The 22,437-nt window shown below is 40.5% G+C and carries 20 protein-coding genes; 8 read left to right on the forward strand and 12 right to left on the reverse strand.

Translation table 11 applies throughout. The features are described 5' to 3' along the window. Positions 1-232 precede the first annotated feature (232 nt). Positions 233-574: a hypothetical protein gene (locus tag H5200_RS23915; RefSeq protein ID WP_259399182.1), complete on the forward strand. Its 342-nt coding sequence runs from the start codon at positions 233-235 to the stop codon at positions 572-574. On the opposite strand, the gene H5200_RS06320 is transcribed toward H5200_RS23915, so the two are convergent. From H5200_RS06320 to H5200_RS06370, 11 genes are all read right to left on the reverse strand, one after another. Beyond that, complete coding sequence (locus H5200_RS06320; RefSeq protein ID WP_182761178.1) at positions 534-1,751, reverse strand: HD-GYP domain-containing protein; 1,218 nt, start codon at positions 1,749-1,751, stop codon at positions 534-536. The genes H5200_RS23915 and H5200_RS06320 overlap by 41 nt on opposite strands. Positions 1,752-1,952: 201 nt before the next feature. Continuing rightward, positions 1,953-2,288 carry a ribonuclease E inhibitor RraB gene (gene rraB, locus H5200_RS06325; protein ID WP_182718447.1) on the reverse strand — a complete coding sequence of 112 codons (336 nt, stop codon included), beginning with the start codon at positions 2,286-2,288 and terminating at the stop codon, positions 1,953-1,955. After that, positions 2,288-3,001 (reverse strand): 1-acylglycerol-3-phosphate O-acyltransferase, encoded by a 714-nt coding sequence (locus tag H5200_RS06330; RefSeq protein WP_149981260.1) that lies wholly within the window; start codon positions 2,999-3,001, stop codon positions 2,288-2,290. Before H5200_RS06330 ends, rraB begins: the two co-directional genes overlap by 1 nt. 159 nt (positions 3,002-3,160) lie before the next feature. Further along, entirely contained in the window at positions 3,161-5,452 is a 2,292-nt protein-coding gene (gene parC, locus H5200_RS06335) for a DNA topoisomerase IV subunit A (protein WP_182761179.1), read from the reverse strand. A gap of 10 nt (positions 5,453-5,462) precedes the next feature. Beyond that, on the reverse strand, positions 5,463-6,557 hold the full coding sequence (locus H5200_RS06340) for a sorbosone dehydrogenase family protein (RefSeq protein ID WP_182739971.1): 1,095 nt from the start codon (positions 6,555-6,557) through the stop codon (positions 5,463-5,465). Beyond that, positions 6,550-8,478, reverse strand: coding sequence for a GGDEF domain-containing protein (locus H5200_RS06345; RefSeq protein WP_182761180.1), 1,929 nt, complete (start codon positions 8,476-8,478; stop codon positions 6,550-6,552). Before H5200_RS06345 ends, H5200_RS06340 begins: the two co-directional genes overlap by 8 nt. Positions 8,479-8,498: 20 nt before the next feature. Then, positions 8,499-10,388, reverse strand: coding sequence for a DNA topoisomerase IV subunit B (parE, locus tag H5200_RS06350; RefSeq protein WP_145234966.1), 1,890 nt, complete (start codon positions 10,386-10,388; stop codon positions 8,499-8,501). A 31-nt stretch (positions 10,389-10,419) separates the two neighbouring features. After that, positions 10,420-10,980: a YqiA/YcfP family alpha/beta fold hydrolase gene (locus H5200_RS06355; protein ID WP_182761181.1), complete on the reverse strand. Its 561-nt coding sequence runs from the start codon at positions 10,978-10,980 to the stop codon at positions 10,420-10,422. Further along, positions 10,965-11,756, reverse strand: coding sequence for a metallophosphoesterase (locus tag H5200_RS06360; protein WP_182761203.1), 792 nt, complete (start codon positions 11,754-11,756; stop codon positions 10,965-10,967). Before H5200_RS06360 ends, H5200_RS06355 begins: the two co-directional genes overlap by 16 nt. Next, positions 11,743-12,201, reverse strand: coding sequence for a DUF1249 domain-containing protein (locus tag H5200_RS06365; RefSeq protein WP_145234962.1), 459 nt, complete (start codon positions 12,199-12,201; stop codon positions 11,743-11,745). The genes H5200_RS06360 and H5200_RS06365 overlap by 14 nt, the downstream gene beginning before the upstream one ends. A 44-nt stretch (positions 12,202-12,245) precedes the next feature. Continuing rightward, positions 12,246-12,872: an NUDIX domain-containing protein gene (locus tag H5200_RS06370; RefSeq protein ID WP_182761182.1), complete on the reverse strand. Its 627-nt coding sequence runs from the start codon at positions 12,870-12,872 to the stop codon at positions 12,246-12,248. 440 nt (positions 12,873-13,312) lie between these two features. Here H5200_RS06370 and tolC point away from each other — a divergent pair, with 440 nt between their 5' ends. The 3 genes from tolC to H5200_RS06385 all read left to right on the forward strand — a co-directional run bounded on the left by tolC (position 13,313) and on the right by H5200_RS06385 (position 16,315). Continuing rightward, positions 13,313-14,656, forward strand: coding sequence for an outer membrane channel protein TolC (gene tolC / locus H5200_RS06375; RefSeq protein ID WP_149981266.1), 1,344 nt, complete (start codon positions 13,313-13,315; stop codon positions 14,654-14,656). A 105-nt stretch (positions 14,657-14,761) separates the two neighbouring features. Then, positions 14,762-15,688 carry an LpxL/LpxP family Kdo(2)-lipid IV(A) lauroyl/palmitoleoyl acyltransferase gene (gene lpxL, locus H5200_RS06380; RefSeq protein WP_182718454.1) on the forward strand — a complete coding sequence of 309 codons (927 nt, stop codon included), beginning with the start codon at positions 14,762-14,764 and terminating at the stop codon, positions 15,686-15,688. A gap of 54 nt (positions 15,689-15,742) precedes the next feature. Beyond that, entirely contained in the window at positions 15,743-16,315 is a 573-nt protein-coding gene (locus H5200_RS06385) for a TcpQ domain-containing protein (protein WP_145234952.1), read from the forward strand. Here the strand turns inward: H5200_RS06385 and glnE are convergent. Further along, a complete protein-coding gene (gene glnE, locus H5200_RS06390) occupies positions 16,312-19,110 on the reverse strand; it encodes a bifunctional [glutamate--ammonia ligase]-adenylyl-L-tyrosine phosphorylase/[glutamate--ammonia-ligase] adenylyltransferase (protein ID WP_182761183.1) in 2,799 nt (932 codons plus the stop codon). The genes H5200_RS06385 and glnE overlap by 4 nt on opposite strands. Positions 19,111-19,183: 73 nt before the next feature. Here glnE and H5200_RS06395 point away from each other — a divergent pair, with 73 nt between their 5' ends. From H5200_RS06395 to gshB, 4 genes are all read left to right on the forward strand, one after another. Next, positions 19,184-20,077, forward strand: a complete 894-nt coding sequence (locus H5200_RS06395) for a hypothetical protein (RefSeq protein WP_149981269.1) — start codon at positions 19,184-19,186, stop codon at positions 20,075-20,077. A 30-nt stretch (positions 20,078-20,107) separates the two neighbouring features. Next, entirely contained in the window at positions 20,108-20,581 is a 474-nt protein-coding gene (locus tag H5200_RS06400; protein ID WP_145234946.1) for a hypothetical protein, read from the forward strand. A 105-nt stretch (positions 20,582-20,686) separates the two neighbouring features. Continuing rightward, positions 20,687-21,421 carry a 16S rRNA (uracil(1498)-N(3))-methyltransferase gene (gene rsmE, locus H5200_RS06405; protein ID WP_145234944.1) on the forward strand — a complete coding sequence of 245 codons (735 nt, stop codon included), beginning with the start codon at positions 20,687-20,689 and terminating at the stop codon, positions 21,419-21,421. A 54-nt stretch (positions 21,422-21,475) separates the two neighbouring features. Continuing rightward, on the forward strand, positions 21,476-22,429 hold the full coding sequence (gene gshB, locus H5200_RS06410) for a glutathione synthase (protein WP_145234942.1): 954 nt from the start codon (positions 21,476-21,478) through the stop codon (positions 22,427-22,429). Positions 22,430-22,437: the final 8 nt, after the last annotated feature.

Genomic DNA, 22,437 nt, shown 5'->3' on the forward strand with positions numbered 1-22,437 from the left:
TAGGAGTAAGTTACTTCAAAACCTTAGCACAGTACCTTACTTTTAAATAAAAAACTGTAACAAAGCGTTAAAAAACCCCATAAAAACCATTTTTTAACAGCAAAGTAACAGTTTTTTAAAACTCATCGGATAAGTTACAATAAAACTCACTTGCAATTAATTATCATTTAGATTGACTTGCTTGATCAGCACTATTAGACTGCCAAACAAGACTAGCAAAGGAGATGAAGCGATGGAAATAGGATTAATTATTGCTGCGTTGGCTTTTTGTGGGATAAGTGTATATTGCTTTTGCAAAGCTAATTTTTGTGCCTGCACCAGAGCTGGCGAATGCGATAACCCTGTTAACCATTATTGGTTAGGTGCCATTGTCTGTGCTTTAGTCGCACTAGTATGCTGCTGTAGTGCGTTACATTCAGAAAATGGGACTTTATTGTGGCTACTATTAATGGTGAGTTGCTTCAGTGGTGCGCTATTATCGGCTAAGCAATCAACTAAAAAACACTGTGACAAAGCAATAACTAAAAAACCGCTTAAACCAACAGATGCTCTTTTAACAAACGAGCCAAATTAAGCTGATAATCTAATGGTTTGATACTCGCTAAAATCTTTAAGTCATGATCTGGTGAAGTTAAATCAACATCTTTTGCCGTAATATGATGACTATGCTTAGCATTATAGAAAACTTTAACTTTAGGTTGAATGGGGTTCTGATGATTACCTTCGGTTACTAATGCCAACCGTTCATTAGTTAATTTAACAATCGTGCCGACTGGATGTACACCTAAACACTTAATAAACCGCTGTACTAGCTCGCCATCAAACATGTGTTTATTAGCAAGTAAATAGCGCAGTGCGTTGACCGGTTCATCACCTAATTGATGGGGCCTGTCCGCTGTCATCGCGTCATACACATCAACTATCGCCATAATTCGTGCTGGTCGACTAAGTTTTTCACCAAGAAGACCTCGAGGATAGCCACTGCCATCTAAGCGCTCATGGTGATTAACTATCATATCAAGCATTAATGGGGTAATGCCTTTTTCGCCTTTTACCAAGCCTAAACTTTGCGCTACATGCTTTTTAATCGCTTGCATCTCAAGTTTATTTACTTTTTCAGGTTTAGAAAAAATCCCTTGTGGTAATTTAGCTTGTCCCAAATCGTGCAGCAAGGCACCCATGGCAAGCTCTTGCACAACACTTTCTTTGTAACCTAAGTACTTGGCAAATACAGTGACAAAAATAGCGCAGTTAGTCATATGTCGCCAGTTGTACATATGCTTATCTTTAATGCGGGTTAAAATAGTCATTGCATTATGATTACGAAATACCGATGCCACAATATCTTTAGCTATACCATCAAGCAGTGCGATATTCATCTTTAAGCCTGAGGTAACGTCGCCATATAAACTTTGTAAATTACGATTATGTTGCTCATAGCTCACACTCGCTTTAGCAAACTCTTGCTCAACTGAAATAACCTTTTTTATCTTTAATTTATTAGGGTTATTGGCCGTTGCAGCAGCGACTTCAGGTTTGAGCTGATATTTGGCAGGAACACTCACATCACTTTGCGTAAAATCTATCAGCAGCTCTTGAACTCCTTCGGATACCAAGCGCTTAATGATCGATTTATCGCGAACTAGGCCGCGAGTTTTGATTTTTATACTATCAACCCCCTCAAACTGCTTGCTAACACTGTCAACAAACATTCCTGGTACGAGTTCAGAAATTGGAAGGGTAATAAGCATATAAAGTGATTAATTCATTTCAAAAAATAATAATTACTGATTATCAACGATCCACTACAAATGTCTATAACAAAAGTAACGAATACGAAATAAGCACTAGGAAATGATGAATTGGTGAGTTGGTGAGTTGGCGAGTTGGCGAGTCAATAATAGTTATGGATTACACTAGGTCCTAGTGGTTAGGACCTAGTGGCTAACACATTACTCTTGGAAGTAAGTGCCCCAGCCGTCGTATTCTACGTCGGTGTCGATCGCAAGTTGTGCTAGTTTATCAACATCTTCCATTATTACCTCAACATCTAACTCAGCTTCAACAACGATGTCAAAGCCCCAAATCTTACTGCCGTCTTCAAGCTCAAGCTCTGCAGGCTCTTCAACGTCATAGCCTAGTTTAAACGCAGCTAGTGCAGCTTGCTCAAGCTTGACAAAGTCTTCGCAAACAAAGTGATGTTCTACTTCGTATAAGATCTCAGGATCAGAACCATCTTCTAATAACGAAGTTACAATGTCTTCACTAATTTCACGCCAATTTTCCATTACTTTTCTCTCACTTGAGCATCTAATTCAGTTATTCTAGCAGCCATTTTGCTATGAATACGCTTTGCGTGTTCACGTGCTCCAATCGTTTTATCAAGTGGTTCTGGCGCTAACATGTCTATGTAGATTATACCATTGTCCCAGCGATTTAGCTTAATGGTTTTATATGTTGTGCTCATACATACGGGTACTACAGGTACATCCGCATTTAAAGCCGTGTGGAATGCACCTGTTTTAAATGGTAATAAGCCACGTCCGTAACTGCGGGTTCCCTCTGGGAAAATCCACACTGACAGGCCTTTTTGTTTGATTTTATCGGCCGATTTAGTGATCGTACCAGCCGCTTTAGAGCGATTACCCCGATCAATTAGAATATTGCCCGAAAGCCAATATAGCTGTCCAAAAAATGGGATCCACTTAAGACTTTTTTTACCTAAACTGACACAGTTTTTTGGTACCGCCGCCGGTAAAGTGAAAATATCGTAATTATTTTGATGGTTTGCAACATACACTGCAGGGCCACAACTTTGCGCGTCAGGATGGCGTGTAATAACCACGTTTACACCAAGCATTTTAGCCACTGTGCCAAACCAACTTGAAATAATATGTACATTATTTATATGAAAAGGTTTTACTAAACAAAGGAGTAAACCAAATACACAGCTTAATAAAATAAACAATGCCATAATAACAATACGAATAATAGCTAACAAAGAAAACGCTCCAAAAATAATAACGCCAGCATTATAGCGTTATTTTTACCGCTAAACGAGTGTTTAGCGAACACATGTAAGCTTAAAATAATTTTCTGCTTTAAAAACAAACGACCTGCAATAGCAGGCCGTTTTATTCATAGATATTCAAAAAAATACTTACTCGGTTTCTGTCGGCTCAATGTCATCATCAATCGCCGTCAACTCTACAACCGCTTCATCGACACGCTGTAAACCACGCGGTAATTTATTACCTCGACGACCACGCTCACCATGATAATGCTCTAAATCACTGGGTTTAAGAGTCAACTTACGCTTACCTGCATGCAGGGTAACACTGGTACCTTCAGGCACCACTGCCAGCACTTTAACAAACTCTTCACGCGCTTGTACTTTGGCACTTGGGATAGAGATTATCTTGTTACCCTTACCTTTACCTAGTTTTGGTAAATCACGTAATGGGAATAACAACATCCGGCCTTCATTCGATATCGCCATACAGTAATCGTTAGCAACATCATTAACCCTAATTGGCGCTAATAATTGCCCACCTTTAGGCACACTAACCAAGGCTTTACCGTTTTTGTTTTTACTTACTAGATCTACAAAATCAGTAATAAAACCATAACCTGCATCTGATGCCATTAACAGTACTTGTTTGTCTTCGCCCATCACTACATGCTCAAAATTAGCACCTGCAGTGAGGTTAAACCGCCCTGTCATTGGTTCACCTTGGCTTCGTGCCGACGGTAACCCATGCGCATCAGTGGCAAATGCACGCCCAGCAGAATCTAAGAACACCGCAGGTTGATTACTCTTACCACGGGCAGAGGCTTTATATGCATCGCCAGCTCGATAACTGAGCCCTTCAACATCTAAATCATGGCCTTTACCAACACGCGCCCAACCTTTTTCAGACAACACAACGGTTACTGATTCTGATGGGATTAAATCTTTTTCGCTTAATGCTTTCGCTTCAAGACGTTCGACAATCGGTGAACGGCGATCGTCACCATACAGCTCTGCTGCTTCTTGAATCTCTTTTTTTAGTAACGTCGACATACGACGTTCAGAGCCTAATATCAGCTGTAATTTATCGCGCTCTTTGGCAAGCTCATCTTGCTCCCCACGAATTTTAAACTCTTCAAGTTTCGCTAAATGACGTAGTTTTAATTCAAGGATTGCTTCGGCTTGGATGTCTGTAATACCAAAGCGTTCCATTAATACCGGCTTTGGCTTGTCTTCGGCACGAATAATTTCGATCACTTCGTCAATATTTAAGAAGGCTGCCAATAAACCTTCTAAAATATGTAAACGAGCCAATACTTTATCTAAACGGTATTGCAGGCGACGGCGCACTGTTTCACGGCGGAACACCAGCCACTCAGTTAAAATGGTTCGTAAATCTTTTACCTGCGGACGGCCATCAAGGCCAAGCATATTGATATTAACGCGGTAATTTTTTTCCAAGTCTGTAGTGGCAAATAAATGAGCCATTAACGGCTCCACTTTAATACGATTAGAACGCGGAATGATGACAATCCGGGTTGGATTTTCATGATCTGATTCGTCACGTAAATCAGCCACCATAGGCAGCTTTTTGGCATTCATTTGCGCTGCGATTTGCTCAAGTACTTTACCACCAGAACATTGATGTGGCAGTGCAGTAATGACAATATCGCCGTGCTCCTCTGTATAAATAGCGCGCATTTTTATCGAACCACGGCCGGTTTGATAAATTTTACGAATATCCGCTTTTGAAGTAATTATTTCAGCTTCAGTTGGGTAATCGGGAGCTTGTACATGCTCAAGCAATTGATCTAGTTCAGCTTTAGGGTTATCCAATAGCAAACAACAGGCACTGGCTACTTCGCGTACGTTATGTGGCGGAATGTCAGTTGCCATACCCACTGCAATACCCGTAATACCATTGAGTAAAATATGTGGTAAGCGTGATGGTAATACTTGTGGCTCGTCCATTGTGCCATCAAAGTTTGGCGTCCAATCAACAGTCCCTTGGCCAAGTTCTTTTAACAGTACTTCTGAGAACTTAGATAAACGCGCTTCGGTATAACGCATTGCCGCAAATGACTTTGGATCATCTGCAGCACCCCAGTTCCCTTGCCCATCAACTAATGGGTAACGATAAGAAAACGGTTGTGCCATTAACACCATCGCTTCATAACAAGCGCTATCACCATGAGGATGGTACTTACCAAGTACATCACCAACGGTACGGGCTGACTTTTTATATTTAGCCGTTGCCGATAACCCCAGTTCGCTCATAGCGTAAATAATACGACGTTGTACTGGTTTTAGACCATCGCCAATATGTGGCAATGCCCTATCCATGATCACATACATGGAATAATTCAAATAGGCGTCTTCGGTAAAACGCCCCATTGTTTGTTGCTCAATTCCTTGCAATAGCAAGGTATCTGTATCACTCATCAAAGCCTACCTAATTTTTTTTATAGCTTACACGGTAGATCACATTGGCATAATCATCGGAGATCAATAAGCTGCCATCGGCAAGTTCTGCAAAAGCAACCGGACGACCCAATGTTTCTTCGTTTTTCATAAAGCCCGTAATAAACGGCGTGTATTTTATCACACGTCCTTGCTCAATAGTGGCAACTGCCACTTTATATCCAGATTTTTTACTGCGGTTCCAAGAGCCGTGTTCAGCAACAAATAATTGTTGCTTATAATTAGCAGGAAATTGTTTACCTTGATAAAAATGAATCCCTAATGGGGCTACATGCGCACCCAAGGCTAAAGCTGGGGCACTGTAATCGGCAATATTTTTACCTTTACCAAATTCAGGATCTAAGATGGCACCTGCATGCACATAGGGAAAACCAAAATGTTCACCTTCGGTTGTTAAGCGGTTTAGTTCATCCGGTGGAAGATCATCACCCATCATGTCTCTGCCATTATCACTAAACCACATAGCTTGGGTGCCAGGATGAAAGTCAAAGCCAACAGAGTTACGCACACCTTGTGCTAACGTGGTCATTTGTTTGGTGTTTACATCCAATGAAAATATTCGCCCATAGCGCTCATCTTCAGCGCAAATATTACAAGGTACGCCCACAGGAATGATCAGCTCGCCGGTTGGTGAGAAGCGTAAAAACTTCCAACCGTGATGACGTTCTGTCGGTAATGCGTCGTAAACCACTTCATATTTAGGTGCTTTCAATTGTGTATCAATATTTTTGAAGCGAATAATACGTTGCACTTCAGCAACATATAAGTCGCCATCTTTGATCGCTAAACCTGAAGGCATAGTTAAACCAGTGGCCACCAAAATTTGTTTATCGGCAACCCCATCACTATTGTGATCAATCAGTGCATATACATTGCCCGCGTTTCGCGAGCCAACATACACAATACCTTTTTTAGATACTGCTAATTGCCGTGCATTTTCCACATCACTGGCAAATATGTTTACAGTAAAGCCATCAGGAACACTGAGTTCTTTAAGGATTTCTTTTGCTGCTAAGGGAGTACTTAGCAAGCCTAATGTTAATACAGAAACTAGTAATTTATTCATCGATTTCTACCCTATTACGGCCATGATCTTTTGCGGCATATAACGCTTTGTCTGCTTTTTTAAATAAATCTTTAAATGAGCCTAGTTGCGCTTGCTTTTGCGCCACACCAAAACTTGCAGTGACTTTGATCTCATTTCCATCACTGATTATACGTTCTTTTTCAATCTCAGTTTTAATTCGATAAGCAATTTCAGTGGCTTCAGCTAAAGTGGTATTGTTGAGTACCACTAAAAACTCTTCGCCACCAATGCGCCCTAGAATATCATTCTCTCTGATCGCTCGCAGAGATGTATTCGTGATCGCTTGTAACACTAAATCCCCTGCCGGGTGGCCAAAATCATCATTAATGTTTTTAAAGTGGTCTAGATCAAAAGCAATCAAACAAAAATTGTGATCGTCTTTTTTTAACTGTTGCCACTGTAACTGAGCAAACTCTATTATTTTACGTCGATTAGCCACACCAGTTAAAACGTCCGTATTGGCTAGCACACTAAATTTGCGCTTTAAACGATATTGTCGCCATGAAAAGATTAACAGCAATAAAAATAATAATAGTACGCTTAGCATAATGGTTTTTTGTAATGCTTGCTGTTGCTTAATTTCTTGTAATGCAAATTCGCTAAGTTCTTTATCTTTTTCAAGCAGCTGTCGTTCAATTTCTACTTGTTTAGTATCAAACTGAACTTGATAGCGAGAACGGGATAACTCGCGCACTTTATTATAATGTTGAGCATTTAAAGCGATAAGATCTTGCTGATGTAAGTACGCCTGCTGATAATCTTGTTGCTGCACCGCAAGCTGAGTAAGCAAGCGGGTTAACTTCAATAGTGATGTGATACTGTTTTCTATCGGAATTTGCTTCGACAACTGCTGCGCTTTAGTTAAGGTTATCGTGGCTTGCTCAGGCAAATTCAGTGCTAACTCAATACCTGCTTGAGTATAGAAGTGGTTAGCAATGGTAACTACATCTTCAAGCCTGTCAAAATATTGATTACTCAATGACAAATAATGGCTAGCTTGAGCCATATCTTGTTCTAATAAATATGCTTCCGCTAAGATAATATAACCGTAGTACACTAATTTTTCATTGGCTAACTTTTTGCTCAACGTCAGTAATTTCTGACTACTTGCAATCGCCTCTTGGCTGCGCCCCATCTTTAAATAAACTTTAGCTAAATGAAAATACGACACTAAACTGTCAAACGCTAAGTCATGTTTTAAAAAATAATCTAATGCCTTAGTTTGCACTTCAATTGCTTTGTTGTAATCAAACAAATATTCGTACGATTTTGCCATTGTTGATTCTATGTAGGCTAAATCAAGTAAACTTCCACTACGCTTAATAATTACATAACTTTTATAGAAGTAATCTAATGCCCGAATATCATCATGGTTATACACATAAAAATTAGCTAAAGCGCCATATACATCACTTTTTAGCTTATCATTATCAAGTTGTTCAACTAACTTTTTGGCAGTCATTAAAACCGCTAATGATTTTTCAGTTTGCCCAGTAAAATTGTAAATATCCGATTTTACTAAGTAGTAGCTTATCAGCGCATCACTACTTAGTGAGTTTAGCTGCTTCGCTATTTGCTGTTCCAATTCAATGGATTTAGTTATTTCACCATTTAACAAGTAATTTTCAGCTAAATTGAGTTGTAACCTTGTGCGTTGTAACACTGTTAAGCGACTCGTATGCTCTACTAATAATAGCGCTACAAACTCAATGGCTTGGCCTGGATCCTGAATGCTTTTTTCGTGGGCGGTATGCAATTGTGTTGTTAACCATTGCTCATCAAAAGCGGTTTTTTGCTGTGCTTTTAAAGGTGCGCAGTACAAGTACAAACAAGTAACAAGAATCGTTAATAAAACTAAACTGTTTAAATGTTTAAAACAACTCCCTTGCTGTACTTGCATGGCATTACACCCTTGAAAAATCACACTTGAGCACGATTACCGTGATCTTCTAACCATTGACGACGATCTGATGAGCGCTTTTTCGCCAGCAACATATCCATCATTTCCATGGTTTCAACTTCATCTTCTAAGGTTAGCTGAACTAAGCGACGAGTATTAGGATCCATGGTCGTTTCGCGTAGTTGCAGTGGGTTCATTTCCCCCAAGCCTTTGAAACGCTGAACATTTACTTTACCGCGTTTTTTCTCTGCTTCAATACGCGCTAGGATGCCGGATTTTTCATCTTCATCAAGGGCATAATAAACATCTTTACCAATGTCGATTCTAAACAACGGCGGCATAGCTACATATACGTGACCCGTTTTCACCAACGTTGGGAAATGACGAACAAATAGTGCACACAACAAAGTCGCAATATGCAGTCCATCGGAGTCAGCATCCGCTAAGATGCAAATTTTATTATAGCGTAAAGAAGAGATATCAGTTGAGTCAGGGTCGATACCCAGCGCCACAGAAATATCGTGCACCTCTTGTGATGCTAAAATTTGCCCTGATTCAACTTCCCACGTATTCAAAATTTTACCACGTAGTGGCATTATTGCCTGAAACTCACGATCACGTGCTTGTTTAGCTGAGCCACCAGCTGAGTCACCTTCTACTAAAAATAGCTCGGTACGGTCGTTATCTGCAGCGCTACAGTCGGTTAATTTGCCCGGTAATGCGGGACCTGCGGTAACACGCTTACGCACCACTTTTTTGGCTGCGCGAAGACGTTTCTGTGCATTAGAAATACATAACTCTGACAGTAACTCAGCAGTATCGGTGTGCTCATTTAACCATAAACTGAATGCATCTTTTACCACCCCAGATACAAATGCCGAGCACGAACGAGAAGATAATTTCTCTTTGGTTTGACCGGCAAATTGTGGATCTTGCATTTTCACTGATAAAACGTAGCTACACCGTTCCCAAATGTCATCGGGGGTGAGCTTAACGCCACGCGGCAGTAAGTTTCTAAATTCACAAAACTCACGCATAGCCTCGAGTAAACCTTGTCGCAAACCATTTACGTGAGTACCGCCTTGCGCAGTTGGTATTAAGTTAACGTAACTTTCAGCTATCGATTCACCGCCTTCAGGTAACCAAACAACCGCCCAATCAGCACCTTCCGTTGAACTTGAAAACTCACCGGTAAATGGGTCTTTTGGCAGTACTTCGTAACCTTTAACAGCTTCGTTTAAGTAGTCTTTAAGGCCTGTTTCGTAATACCACTCTTGGGTTTCTTTGGTTTGTTTATTAACAAACTTAATACGTAAGCCAGGGCAAAGTACGGCTTTAGCTTTTAATAAATGATGTAATTTAGTCAACGAGAAATTAGCTGAGTCAAAGTAGCTTACATCAGGCCAAAAACGTACAGTTGTACCTGTATTACGTTTACCTACGGTGCCTATAACATGAAGATCTTCAACTTTATCACCGCTTTCAAACGCCATCATGTATTGTTGTGCATCGCGGCGCACAACCACTTCAACGCGCGTTGATAATGCATTAACCACGGAGATCCCTACCCCGTGCAAACCACCTGAAAATTGGTAGTTTTTATTAGAGAACTTGCCACCAGCATGCAGCTTGGTAAAAATCAATTCGACCCCAGGAATACCTTCTTCTGGGTGAATATCGATAGGCATACCACGGCCATCATCGCTAACTTCTAGCGAATTATCTTCATGCAAAATGACATCAATTCTAGTGGCATGTCCGGCCATGGCTTCATCGACACTGTTATCAATAACCTCTTGTCCTAAGTGATTAGGACGGGTGGTGTCGGTGTACATACCAGGACGGCGTTTAACAGGTTCTAACCCATTTAATACTTCAATGGCTTCGGCGTTATAATTTTGCTGACTCATAGTTTTTATCTTTTATGCGCTTAGCTATGTTTTACGTGATTTTAAGAAAATCTACAATACTAGCAATGGAGTCTTCAAAGCCAACAAAGCTATGATCACCACCAAATTCTATCTGTTGCTTGCATTGTGAATAATATTTAACGGCCTGCTGATAATCCAGTACTTCATCACCCGTTTGCTGTAATAAATACAGTAATGATGGGCGCTCTAAGCTGGGTATCGACAGTGATTTTAACGCGTTAATATGACTATTTTTGAGCTCGTAATGGCTATCCTGATAGGGATTATAGTTCGGCCCTAACAAAGAACTCAATAATAAATAAGGCTTAACCGCAGGGTTTATAACCACTGCTGGTAACTGATATTTTTGCGATAAATAAGTGGCGTAAAAACCACCTAAAGAACTGCCAAGTAATACAGTATTTGGCGTTAATAATTGTTCAATTTGAATTATCGCATGAAACGGTTCATGGCTTAGCCGTGGCACACAATAATCAACGTCATAGTGTGCCATATACTCACCAAAGCGGACAGCTTTAAATGAATGTTCGCTGCTATTAAAACCATGAATATAAATTACTCGTTGGGCCACATCAGTTCCGAGTTAATTAATAGATTTGCACTGTTTGTTGGCTTTGATATTGTCAACAATCGATAACCAGGCCCCGCATTGTATTGCTGCCAGTCATCGGTGTGTTTAGTAAACTGCACTGAGCTTGCTGGCGTGGCAAAAATCTCAATACTTCTGAATTTAAATTGATAGTCATTGTGAACATGACCATGAAATAACTGCCTTACTAGCGCGCTATTATGCAATACATTAAGTAGTTGCGGGCCATTTTCGAGCATATGCTTGTCTAGGTAACCATTAATAGGTAATGGATTATGGTGGCAAAAAGCCACGCTCGGCGACTGTGAAGTCGCTAATAAATCAGCGAGTTCATTTAAATCGGCTTCGCTTACCCAACCTGCTGGTGTTGGCCCTTTAGAGCTAATTAACAACACTTCAAAGCCATCGGCAATTAATCGTTTTGCGCTATTGATTTGACCACCAGAAATACGCTGCATCGCACTGATATCATCATGATTACCAGGCAGCCAAAAAACAGGGCAAGTAAGCGCAGAATCGGCAATCAACTGAGCAAACAACAAATATGATGCAAAACTGTGATCTTGGGTTAAATCGCCACCAAAGATCACAGCGTCTAATGACTGGTGTGCCATATCAGCAAGCGCGCGAGAAAAGTGCTCAGCGGTATTGACCGCAAAATACTCCCCTTGTGGGTCTGCAAATAAGTGACAATCGGTAATATGCGCTAAGCGCAGCTGAGTATTATTGAACTGCGCCGACTCATCAAACCAGGCCATCATTTATATCCCAGTTAAGTACCGCTCGACCACTTTCAACACACGCCACTAACCAATCATACAAAAACGCATTAAGTTGATATTTTTCATCTTTTTGATGCATTTGCGGATTAGGGTAACCATATGAAGGTTTGATCCTTTGATGGTAATCATGGTGAATTATTTCAGCAACTTTTGCATCGTGATATAAACGCACAGTTAAAAACAGCGGATTAAACCCTTTTAACATACCGGTTAATTGGGTTATTGAAATATCCATCGTGTATTTAGCACAGCCATCCACCTTAATTACAAACTGGTTATTACCCAATTGTACTTGACGTGTATTGCCTTCTTTGCGCTCATTGGGCAACAATTTTAAAGCACGTAAGTAGTTATGCTCACATAACGTCAAGTATTTAGGAAGACTCTGAATATATCGTTGTTTCACTGCAAGTGCTGTCACATTACCGCCATAAAGTTAGAGGTTAAGGGTAGTCTATTACTATTTTAGCTGCGCTGATTAATTATACGTTCGCGATTAAGCGCTAACCACTGCAATGAAATTACCGAGGCAGCATTATCTATCTCACCGGTTGCTAAACGCGCCATTGCATCATCAAAACTGAGAATATGCGTTTTAATATCTTCACCTTCAGTTGCAAGTCCATACACGTCACTTTGTAGCTGGCTTAAATCAGTTTTTGCAAGATAAAGATGTAACCGCTCAGTAGTCCCTCCTGGGCTTGACAGGTACGATAGCATAAATTCCAATTCGCTCAGTACTAAGCCCGCTTCTTCAAATGCTTCGCGCCTAGCGACATCTTCATAATTAGTACTGCCATCGGTCATGCCTGCTATACATTCTAATAACCAAGGTGACTGTTTAGTTCTTATCGCGCCAATACGTATTTGTTCTATCAATAAAATACTATCTGCTATGGGATCATACGGTAAAACTGCAACCGCGTCACCGCGTTCGAGTATCTCACGACGGATAGTCTCTGATTGACCCCCCGCAAATAATGCATGTTCAAACTGATATAAGTTAATATAAAAAAAGCCGCTATAAAGTACTTCTATAGGAGCAATTTTAACGTCTTGTTTGGTAAATTTTGTGAGCTTTTCATCAGCCATGAAGTTTCCTATTACACATGCTATTACTTGAATTTAAACCTAGATACTTACTATCATGTCCGGGGATTATACCCAAACCACCTCAAGATGCAGAATCCAGCGTTTCACAGGGGCTTAATATCAAGGCGTTACTTTGCAACAATGGCAGTCCCTTTTAAGAGGTAACAACGATGAGAGTAAGTTCCTGTGAAACGCCCAGGGGGTTGGTTTAAAAGCGATTTATACTGCGTTATTGATTTTAATAATAGAACCACTATAACTTACAATCAATGCCTTGCCTAAATCGCTTTTAATTCCAACTGAAACTGACATATTGAGGTGGTTTGGGTATATATTCTGTTACACTTGTTTACGCTGTTTTACGCAAATTTTTTTTTGTTCTTAAGTAAAACAGGTTACCATGCTTTTAGAACGTAAATTGTCTAAGGACTGAACGAATAATGAAAAAAAACATTCTTGCTGCGCTGATTGGTATATCTTGCGCATTAACTGCCACAGCGTCAAATGCTGAAGACTTATTACAAGTTTATGAAATCGCCACAGCTAACGATCCTACTGTTTTAAAAGCAAAAGCCCAAGCAAACGCACAAGCTTATAACAGTGACCGTGCAATGAGCGCATTATTGCCACAAATCGGTTTTTCTATGGGGTATGATAAAACCGATAGCACATCATTTAATGGTACTGATGCGGCAGGTTACACCAAGGTCGATAGCGATTCAGATACATTCAGCCGTGGTCTTAAACTAAGCCAGACACTGTTTGATTTAGGTGCATGGAATTCACTCGGTATTGCAGACAAACAAGCGTTGCAAGCAGCTGCTCAATATGACTTTGCCAAGCAAGACCTAATTGTTCGTGTTGCTGATGGCTATTTCAACGTATTAAGTTCGATTGATAACTTAGAATTTGTACAATCTGAAAAACGCGCTATTGAACGTCAACTTGAGCAAACCAAACAGCGTTATGCAGTAGGCTTAACGGCAATTACCGATGTGCATGAAGCGCAAGCACAATTCGATAACTCGGTTGCCCGCGAAATCGTTGCCAGAAACGGCGTTGAAACTGCCCGTGAGCAGCTTCGCGAAATCACCGGTAAATATCACGCTAAGCTGGATATGTTAAACACTGAGACTTTCTCTACAGTTCAACCGGCAAAAAAATCACCCGATTATATTAAGCTTGCAGAACAAAATAATTTAACTCTGCAGGTCTCTAAAGTAACGGTTGATATCGCTAAAGATCAAATTGATTTAGCACAAGCGGGTCATTACCCTAAGCTGACTTTAGATGCCAGCTACGGTGATACACTAACTGATAGCAATAGCAACACTGCCCGTCCACGTGGTGATAGTACAAATATTGGCATTAACTTTAGTGTGCCAATATATTCAGGCGGTGCTACTACTGCAGCGACTGAGCAGGCACGTGCTTTTTATGTTGCTGCAAGTGAAGATCTAGAAGCTAGTCTACGTGGCGTAACCCGCTCGGTGATCACCTCTTATAATCAAGTGGTATCAGATATTGCGACCTTTAAAGCCCTTGAACAAGCCGTAGTTTCTGCTGAAAGTGCATTAAAAGCCACTGAAGCTGGTTTTGAAGTGGGTACTCGTACTATTGTTGACGTACTGGTCAGTACACAAAACTTATTTAACGCCAAACGTAACCTCGCTGATGTACGCTATCGCTACGTTGTATCAACGCTACGCTTAAAACAAGCAGCGGGCACGTTAACAAGTAATGATTTACAAGCCATCAACCAAGGTTTAAAAGAAATCCAATAAAGATAAGCTTAACATTACTCATTTAAAAGCCAGCAACTTGCTGGCTTTTTTGTATTTTTTTATTCATCCAGTTAAACTAGCTTCTTTTGCATATGAGATACTTCTGTGGTCAACAACTCCCCATTTAAATGGTCTTTCTTGGGCCCTCGTTATTGGTTTACTTGGTTTGGCGTATTTATTTTGTATATAATTTCTTGGCTACCGCAGAAATTACAACTTGCATTGGGCCGACTGCTAGGTCGCTTAGTCCATCGTTTTATGAAAAGTCGTCGCCATATTGCTGAAGTCAATATTAAACGCTGCTTTCCAGATATGCCCGCAGCCGAACAACAAGCATTAGTACTTTCTAACTTAGAAAATACCGGTATAGGTATGATTGAAACAGCCATGTCATGGTGGTGGCCTGATTGGCGTGTAAAAAAAGTTTGCGGCTCGGTTAAAGGGCTTGAATACTTTGAGCAAATACAACAATCTGGTAAAGGGATTCTAATGATAGTCCCACACATACTGCATCTTGAAATGGCAAGCCGTGTCATGGGATTACACTATCAAGGTATTGGTTTTTACCGCCCCCATAATAATCCGCTAATGGAATATTTTATTACCAATGGTCGTTTACGCTCAAATGAATTTGTGGTTGGCAAACGCGATGTTAAAGGCCTACTCAAAGCCTTAAAAAATAAAAAATTATGTTATTACTTACCCGATCAAGATTATGGCCGCCAACGCTGTGAATTTGCACCTTTTTTTGCAGTTCAAGATACCGCAACTACCACTGGGACTTTGCTATTTGCAGCCAGTAAGCACTGTGAAACCGTCAGTCTTATAAGTCGACGTGACGAACAGGGAAAATATCATTTAGAAGTACGCCCTATGCTTGAAGACTTTCCATCTGGCGATAACCTCGCCGATGTGACTCGTGTAAATCAACGCATTGAAGAAGCTATTAATGCCGCACCAGAACAATATATGTGGGTTCATCGACGCTTTAAAACTAGGCCGGATGAGAACGCCCCCTCTTATTACAAGTGACAACGCCGCTGTAATATGCTTTTATTAGTAAATATAAATACAAGAGTATGAGCCATGTGGTTTTGGGTTAAGCATTTATCACTAGCTGCTATTTTAATTGCCGCAGCGATTTATTTTTTATTAGGTCATGGCCCAGTCATGGACATGAAAGATACTAAAAATGCGGCTGCGCAAGGTTTATCACGTTTTTATTCATCGTTACGCAACCAGGTAAATAAAAGCAATGAACGCGATAAATACGTACTTAAATTAGCTAATCCGGATATAAATATAGATGCGGCGCTGACCGAGCGCGCTAAAGTTGTTGAACCATCCTCACCAAATTGGACTGGTGAGTTAATGCCGAGACGCTTTGAAAATGGCTCGACTTTAAAAAAAGTATTAACTGATTACGCACGCGATGAAGATATCGTTCTGTATTGGTATTTAAGTAAAGACTATGTGATCAAAGAACACTTTCGAGTGGATAGCAATTTTAATTCAACGCTTTATCAAGTTGGCCGGGCGATAAATGATGACTTTGAAAACGAAGTTTATACCTTCTTTTGTTTTAAACAGCGAGCAGCCGTGATCACCGAGCTGCCCTCTGAATATGTGCGCGAAAACTGTAAGCGCCTAAGAAGTTAAGCGCTTAACTCAAATATCTGCTGCCATGCTTGTGTAACAAATGCGATGTCTTTCGCAAATTCAGCTTTTGTTACACAACGTCCCTGCTGATCTAGACTCAACACATGATAACGCGAGCGATAATCAATATAGGCTGTAATAAGCCCTTGCTTGATCTCATCACTAATACAACCAAGCCTTGCTGCATCGGTTAAAATCCTTACGTTGTCTGAGTAAGTAGTTAGTTGCTCCAAGCTATAAGCGTTATCAAGCACTAAATATTGAGTCAGAAACTCAATATCAGCAATGCCGCCAGTATCTTGTTTTAAATCAAACTCAATATCGTTGCCTTTCGCTAAATGTGTGCGCATTTTTTCACGCATGGTGATCACATCGTCTTTAAGCTTTTGCGGGTCGCGCTGCTGGCACAAAATGCCTAAGCGAATTTGCGCAAAGCGCTGCTGTAATTCGGGTTGCCCAAAAATCATCCGAGAACGCACTAGCGCTTGATGTTCCCATGTCCAAGCTTGCGTTTGCTGATAGTGGTTAAAGCTCTCAAGATTGATTGCCATTAACCCTGAGGCACCTTCTGGGCGTAACCGCGTATCTAGTTCATATAAAATACCCGACGCCGTTCGAGTATTAAATAAATGCATTAGTCGCTGTGCTAATTTTAAATAAAACTGCCGTGAATCAATCGCTTTAGTGCCATTAGTTTGCTCTGAGCCATCACTATTATGTACAAAGACTAAATCGAGATCAGAATCATAACCCACTTCAAAACCACCGGTTTTACCATAAGCTATTACGGCAAAGCCCTTGTGCTCTTCATCAGTATTAGGCGGAATACCAAAACGCTGCGCCATTTGCTGCCAAGCAAGGTTCACCGCTTGCTCAACTATCGCTTCGGCTAATGCTGTTAAATGATCGCTTACTTTCATTACATCTAACACACCGGTTGCATCAGCGGCAGCAATACGTAGTTGATGGGTTTGTTTAAACTGACGCAGTGCTTCCATTTGCTGTTCTAAGTCTGCGCTATCAATACGTAAAAAATACTGTCGTATTTCGTCTTTATATGCAGTCAGTGGTGTAGGCTTATACAGCACCGCAGGATCGATAAGCTCATCAAGTAAAATCGGGTAACGCGAAATATGCTCACCAATCCATTTACTATGACAACACAACGAAACAAGCTGTTTTAACGCGCCTTGGTTTTCAAACAGCAACTCTAAATAGGCTGTTCGTGAAATAACCTTGCTTAATACTTGGCAGATCATACTAAATACGTCACCACTTGCTTGACTGTCTGATAGTTGCTTTAGCATTAATGGCATGAGTTTATCGAGAATATCACGGCCACGATGACCAATTTTAGTTTTCGTTAAGCGGGCTTTAAAATCTTCTAATGGTATTTGCCATGCATCATTTGGGTCGGTTAAAACACTAATATCGGTGTGTTCCCAAGCACTTATAAAAGCACTTTCGCAAGGATCGACTGGCTCACTTTCATAACCAATAACTTGTTCAAATTCACTGTGGATGCCAGCCATAATGTCATTTATTTGCGCTAAAGATGCGCTGAAGTCACTCTGCTCTAACAGGTAATTTAGCCGTTGTTGGTTCAGGCCATCATCTGGCAATGTTTGCGTTTGTTGATCTGCAAAAATCTGTAAATATTGCTCAACTCGCCTTAAAAACAAATAATTGTGGCGTAATAATTTTGCTTCATCTGCGCCAATAACTTGAATGTTTTCTAGCTTCGCCAGTGCTTTTTGCAAGGATTGTGTTTGCAAATTAGCTTCTCGCCCGCCCCTTACCATTTGCAGTGCTTGCACCACAAACTCCACTTCACGGATCCCTCCTGCACCTAGTTTTATATTGTTAGTCAAGCGTTTACGACGTACTTCTTGAGCTATCATTTGTTTCATTTTACGCAACGATTCAATCACTGAAAAGTCAATATAACGACGATACACAAACGGTTTTAATAACTGATAGAATTCATCACTGTAGCGCGTTTGCGGGCCAATTAAACGCCCTTTGAGCATGGCGTAGCGTTCCCATTCACGGCCTTGATCTTGGTAGTAATCTTCCATGGCATTAAAACTCATCACCAAGGGGCCACTTTCACCAAAAGGTCGCAGCCGCATATCGACCCTAAATACTTGTCCATCAACCGTTGTTTGATTAAGTGCGGCAATCAGCTTTTGTGCCACTTTAGTGTAAAACACTTGCGCTTCTAAAGAGCGCCGCCCACCTTGAGTTTTTACACTACGCGGATAAGAAAAAATTAAATCGATATCTGACGAATAGTTAAGTTCTTGGCCACCTAACTTACCCATTCCTAATACCAACATCGCCAGTGGCAGTTGTTGCTCATCGAATGGTTGCCCATTAATCTGAGCAACCTGGGCAAATGCCCAGTTATTGGCACTATCAATTAGCTGATCGGCTAAAGCCGAGATATAGCCAATACTATCGGCTATATCATTGCTGTAACATAAATCTAAACACGCTACTTTTAGCCAATAGCGTTCCCGGTAACGGCGTAAAATTTTATGGCACTGCGCTTCATCAACCTCGGTAAGATTTAAGTCTTGAAATGGGTTAGGACTATCTCGAAAACTCATTTGAGTATCACTGAGCAACATCTCAATTAACTGCGGCTGAGATTGCAGGCAACGCCAGGAAAAGTCACTCAAACCTAACAAATTAATAATTAATTCATTAGCAGGAAGCTCTGGATATAGCTGAAAAAAACGTTCGCTGCCTAAGCCATGCAGTGCTGTTGGGAGTTGTTCGCCTGGTGTCATCAAATACTCTCTTTTATATCAGTCGTAACCGTACTAGAATAGTTAACATAATAATAACCACCCTAGGTTCTCAATGTCATATTTATCTTTATCTAACACTAGTTTACTCGCGATTGCTATCTGTTTTATGGTTATTTGTTTAGCTGTTATTTGTTTGCGGGTAGTAAGTCAACTCAAGGCTAAACAAGCATTAAAAGAAGAACTTGCTCAACATGACAATTTTGCTCTAGGAATTAGTTTTGCGTCAGAAATCAGTGTAGTGATCGCGACTGTAGCATTTTTATTTGATGAAATTAGTATCAGTGCAGCCCAATCAAACCCGCTTAAGATGATTATACTGATAGTACTGTTGTTTACTTTTATTAAAGTAGGCCACTTGATCCACCGCAAGTGGATTTTGCACCGCTTTAATGAAGAAGCCGCCATACTAAAACAAAATGTCTGTGCCGCGTTGGTAGATTCAGGCATGTTGATCGCTAACTGTATTATTACATTAGGGCTATACAGCTGGTCTCATACCCAAGGGTTTAGCAGCTTACTAATTGCTTTTGTCAGCTTCTTTTTACTGCAAACTATTTTTGCCTTAGACAGTAAATTCCGTGAATATCGCTTTGCTCGCGCCAATCAAGGGGCGTCATTACAAAGTAACTTTAATTTAGAAAACACCTCTATTGGCATTCGTTATGCCGGTAAATCCATTGGCCTTGCATTAGCTATCTATGCGGGTCTTGCCAGTGCCACTTTTCACAGTGGTAAAATGGTTGAGAATTTATTCACATTAGCTTTACATTGCGGCACTATGTGGTTATTACTGTATCTATTAACGACTATAATCAAGTTCATCTCTTTGCCAAACATTGATACTGAGCTTGAAATTGATCATCAGGATAATATTGGAATAGCTTGCATTGAATTTGCTGTTTTCAGCGCTATAGGCTATTTACTAATAAGTATGTTTTCAATTTAATATTGAAAATGACGTAATACGTGGGGCCTTATGCCGTTTGAAGTAAATAACTATCTACTGATCGATAACGACAGTGAATTCAGCCGGCAATTCACTGAACATTATTTTGCTCAGCCACACGGCACCAGTCCAAGTACCCTTGTTGTTGCTGGTGCAAATACCCGTCACTTGGTTAAATTAATGTTTGACCAGTTGATCAAAGATTATTGCTACTGCGACTTTAGTAATGAAATTAGCGTGTCAGAACTGGCGAGTTATTTACATGAACACCATGATATTGCCGGTGTACTATACAATCAAACGGATTATTTATTAGCTGATGATAAACAACGATTTATATTCAATTCATTACATTCTGTACGATTTTTAATTAAAGAGATTGATGATGGATACCTGTTTGAACCAGTCACAGACTTAGCACAAAATAATCACTTATCATGCCAAACCGAAATAGCCGAAACACCGCAAAATTTAGACGCATTATGTGAAAAGCTTAATAATTAGTTAAAATAAAACTTAACTAATTATCACTGACTCACAATAAGTATTTGCACCGAAGAGATGACTTACATACCATAACGATATTAGCTATTTTTGTTGAAGGTCATCATGAGAGTTCCTCATATTTATCAAGCAAGTCCTATTGTAATTGCCACTGCACTTCAGTTAGAAGATGATGCAGCAGGCCACATAGGTCGCGTATTACGGATGAAAGTCGGTGAGCATATTTCATTATTTAATGGCCAAGGCGGCGAATATCTTTGCGAACTCATTGAAGTAGGAAAAAAATCAGTCGTTGCAATGCCGCTTGAATTTAATGAAAAAGATGTTGAATCACCGCTGAGCATTCACCTAGGGCAAGGGATTTCTCGCGGTGACAAAATGGACTTTACCATTCAAAAGTCTGTTGAATTAGGGATCACTGAAATCACCCCTATTTTCAGTCAACGTTGTGGCGTTAAATTAAGCGCCGAGCGACTTGCAAAAAAACACCAGCAATGGCAAAAAATAGCGATTGCTGCAGCAGAGCAATCTGGTCGTAACCGGATCACCACGATTCATCCACCGATAGACATCAGCCAATGGCTTGCACAAAGCAGTGATGAAATTAAGCTTACCCTACACCCTCGTGCAGAGCACAGTATTAAAACAATCGAAGTACCTAGCGCTGGCGTGCGGTTTTTAGTTGGTCCTGAAGGTGGCTTCACTGATGATGAAATTGCCCAGACCAAACAACAAAATTTTGTTGATATCCGTATCGGCCCACGCGTGCTGCGCACTGAAACTGCCGCTTTGACAGTCTTAAGTGCACTACAGCTACAATTTGGCGATTTAGCTAATTGAAATTAGTAAAACCACCCTCATATCAATAGCAACAGATTCAGTAAGGCAACGAACATGGCAATTAAGTTAGGTATAATTTCAGATCCGATCAGCGGATTCAACATCAAAAAAGACACCGGTTTTGCAATGATGATGCAAGCCCAAAGCCGTGGCTATGAAATTTACTACATGGAAATGAATGATCTTTCATTGCGTAAAGGCAAAGCGTATGCCACAGCCGCAAAAGCAACCGTGTTCGACGATACAAACCATTGGTATGAGCTGGAAGAAAAAGCCAGTATCGCACTTGCTGATTTAGATGTTATTTTAATGCGTAAAGATCCACCGTTTGATACTGAGTACATTTACGCAACCTATATTTTAGAACGCGCCGAACTTGAAGGCACGCTTATTATTAATAAGCCACAAAGCCTGCGTGATGCGAACGAAAAGTTATTCACCGCATGGTTTAGTGAGCATACACCTGACACTTTAGTAACCCGTTGTAAGCACCAGATCCGCGCATTTTTGGCTGAACATAAAGACATCATTCTAAAACCTTTAGATGGTATGGGTGGCGCCTCTATTTTCCGTGTGACTGAAAATGATGCCAACATTGGGGTTATTTGCGAAACACTCACCGAACACGGTAGCCGTTTTGCCATGGCACAAAACTATATCCCAGAGATCAAACAAGGTGATAAACGCGTATTGGTGGTCGATGGCGAAGTGATCCCATATTGCCTAGCCCGCATTCCACAAAATGGTGAAACACGTGGTAATTTAGCTGTTGGCGGTCGTGGTGAAGCACGCCCAATCAGTGATTCAGATCGTAGAATTGCCGAAGCCGTTGCACCAACATTAAAAGCTAAAGGGCTTATTTTTGTAGGTCTTGATATCATTGGTGATAAGCTAACAGAAATTAATGTTACAGCGCCTACCTGCGTAAAAGAAATCGAAGCTGCCTATGATATTTCAATTACTGGGCGCTTATTTGATGCCATAGAAAGAAAACTGAGCCATACTTAAATTTACTA

Origin of the sequence: Pseudoalteromonas sp. SG43-7, from assembly GCF_014164295.1 — a bacterium.
In the GTDB taxonomy this organism is placed as follows: Bacteria; Pseudomonadota; Gammaproteobacteria; order Enterobacterales; family Alteromonadaceae; genus Pseudoalteromonas; species Pseudoalteromonas rhizosphaerae.